General features: G+C 48.8%; 4 protein-coding genes. All 4 read right to left on the bottom strand.

Features of this window, described 5'->3' with window-relative positions:
• Nucleotides 1-746 (bottom strand): intermembrane transport protein PqiB (locus tag ACLQ6D_RS06070; RefSeq protein WP_411726392.1); only part of this gene is annotated, 746 nt, incomplete at its 3' end.
• A complete protein-coding gene (locus ACLQ6D_RS06075; RefSeq protein ID WP_411726393.1) occupies nucleotides 743-1,354 on the bottom strand; it encodes a paraquat-inducible protein A in 612 nt (203 codons plus the stop codon). The genes ACLQ6D_RS06070 and ACLQ6D_RS06075, both read right to left, overlap by 4 nt.
• A 3-nt stretch (nucleotides 1,355-1,357) precedes the next feature.
• Nucleotides 1,358-1,972, bottom strand: coding sequence for a paraquat-inducible protein A (locus ACLQ6D_RS06080; protein ID WP_411726394.1), 615 nt, complete (start codon nucleotides 1,970-1,972; stop codon nucleotides 1,358-1,360).
• 69 nt (nucleotides 1,973-2,041) lie between these two features.
• A complete protein-coding gene (gene fae / locus ACLQ6D_RS06085) occupies nucleotides 2,042-2,554 on the bottom strand; it encodes a formaldehyde-activating enzyme (protein ID WP_411726395.1) in 513 nt (170 codons plus the stop codon).
• Between the last annotated feature and the right edge of the window lie 226 nt (nucleotides 2,555-2,780).

Genomic DNA, 2,780 nt, shown 5'->3' on the forward strand with positions numbered 1-2,780 from the left:
AGCAACGAGATTAACGGCCCCGTCCTGACTTTGAAGCCATCGGCGCTGGCCGATAAATCCACGCCGCTGTCTATCCAGAAGCGGGTGTTTTTTCTGACAAACTGGTCATAAGGCACATTGATAAAAACAGTCAAGTGGATGGCATTTGCTTCATCAGACAACTTATGGCTAAGCACCTCGCCGACCGGAATGCCATGAAAATTAATCGGCGTTCCAGGACGCATGGAACCCAGGTTATTGGTTTCAAGGATATATTGCTTGCCGTCTACCTGGCTTTTCAGGGTAGGGGGAACCGTCAGTCCGGTAAAGTGGGACTGTTGTTTCCCGGTTCCCGGTTTTAGTCCGATGTAGGAGCCGGACAGCAGCGTACCCAATCCAGAAATGCCACTTAATCCTACCTGCGGCCTTACGACCCAAAAGCTGGTGCCTTCCTTGAGATAACCAGTCGCAGCGCTGTTCATCTGAGCCGTCACACTTATGGTCTTTAAGTCATCATTGATGGAAATGGCGGTGACTTTACCCACATCCACATCCAGGTAGCGGATTTTGGTTTTATCGACCTCCAAACTTTCGGCTGTAGGGAAATTGATGGTGATGACCAAGCCTTTCTCTGAGACGGACTTATAGATCAACCACACGCTGACCAATAAGGCAATAAGCGGCAAAAACCAGACCAGCGGCAGGTCAATTTTTTTGCTGAGCGTAATGTCCGCTGAATCAACTTCTTCTTCGGTTGGATTATTCATGTGAGCTGATGATCCCAGATGAGGCGTGGATCGAAACTTTTAGCTGCAAACATGGTCAGGACGACGACGGCGGCAAAAGCGGTCGCAGCAGGGCCTGCGATGACTTGCGCGACGCCGCCCAAATCGACCAAGGCAACCAGTATGGAAATCATGAAAATGTCCAACATAGACCAGCGCCCGACAAAGGCGATGATACGGTACATCCGGGTAAACAACCGGGCGTTGACTTGCCACTGGTGATGGACGCAAAACAATAACAGGGTCAGCCCCAGCAGTTTCATCAAGGGAACAAGGATACTGGCGACCAGCACCAGCAGGGCAATCGGTATCATATCGCTTTGGACTAGCACCACAATTCCCCCGACGATGGTGTGAGGCTCAGCTAAGCCCAACTCGGTCACAGTCATGATAGGGAAAATATTGGCTGGAATATACAGGCATAATGCACTGATGATTAAGGCAGTGGTGTGTTGGACACTCTGGATCTTGCGTGCGGAAACGGAATGCCCACAAATAGGGCATGTGACTTGCCCTTTCGATTTTATTAAGTGTCCACAATCGTGACAACGGATAAATCCCTGTGTTAAAGCGGTTTTTATAAGGTTCATGATTTATTTTTTGGTCAATTGACCAATACGTTGCCAGAACAAATAACAATCTAACTCGTTAGCCAACATTGCATTAACGATGAGCAGGGCAACAAAAGCATACAAACCGAAACCAAACCTAAGCTCAGCCATACCTGCCAGTTTAACGCAAGCCACGATAATCCCCAAGGCATACACTTCCAGCATCGCCCATTCATTCAGGTGTTGAAACCATCGCATCCAATGTGCGAGATTCCCGTTTGGCTTTTTTATGAAAAGATGGAAGCTTATCAGAAAAGCCAAACCTAGATTGACTAAAGGTAGCAGAACGCTGGATAACAGGACCAATACCGCAACCGCCCACATATCCTCATTTAATAACGCCGACACGCCCGACCATAAGGTGCCATCGTGGCTATTCCCGAAAATCTTGATACCGACCATCGGCAACAGGTTAGCTGGCACGATTAAAATCAGGCCAGCGAGCGACAAGGCCAATGTCCGTTCTATGCTTTGCTTGCGCGGGCGCTGCAATAAATTTCCGCAGCGCGGACAGTGCGCTTTGTCCCCCGGGTCAGGCACGGCAGGATTCAACAATAAGTCGCATTCAGGGCAAGCTTCAAATGGTATTCTGTGCATGTTAGAAACAGGCTAAAGGAAAAGCAAGGCAGTTTTCGCCTTGTGCCTTTAGCTCTTCGCCTGTTTTTTTCACCACTGCGATTCACCGGTTTCTGGGTCGTACATTTCATGAACGATTTTATGACGGTTGGTTATCAATTCTTCAACACTGGGGGAGTTGCTAATAGCACGGGATATGGCGAGTTTCATCGCTACATAATTGGTGCGGTATGAGTCTTTCCTGTCCAGATCGGGGTTCGTGGCGCACTCTGGGGCTATCCAAAGCATAGCAATAATACACAGGTCATTGGCCTGGTCTGCCGGGATCACACCGGCAATAACACTATCAAGGACGGCATCAGCGACGGCAGATTGCACCGGCCCGCCGAATAAATTGACATAAGCGGTCGATTTGATGGTGACTTTCGGAACCATCAACGTAGCCGGGCGGACCTGCTGATTGCAAGCCCGGATGGCGAACATACGGGTGTGTCCCTCGGTTTGTCCCATCAGGTTCGCATAAGCCGTACCGGCTGGCCCCTTAACGCTGCCAATGAGGATTTCCGGCATGGCATCAGCACCTTGCCCCTCGCTGGAAAACACGGTGGCCTCCCCCATCCCTGAACCAAATTGCACCTGACATAAAAACTCCGATCATTAGGCTAAAGCTGCATTCTATGATGGATGAAGTTACAGGGGCAATAGCTCAAGCTACGAGCTAACAAAAACCATTATCAATCTTTCAGATTTTAATCGCTACGTAAACAGCAAGATTTCATTAAAAACTGTGTCATATCAAACACTTTTTAATATACGTCCTGATTAGCAA

The organism is Methyloglobulus sp., assembly GCF_046714055.1.
Lineage (GTDB): Bacteria > Pseudomonadota > Gammaproteobacteria > Methylococcales > Methylomonadaceae > Methyloglobulus.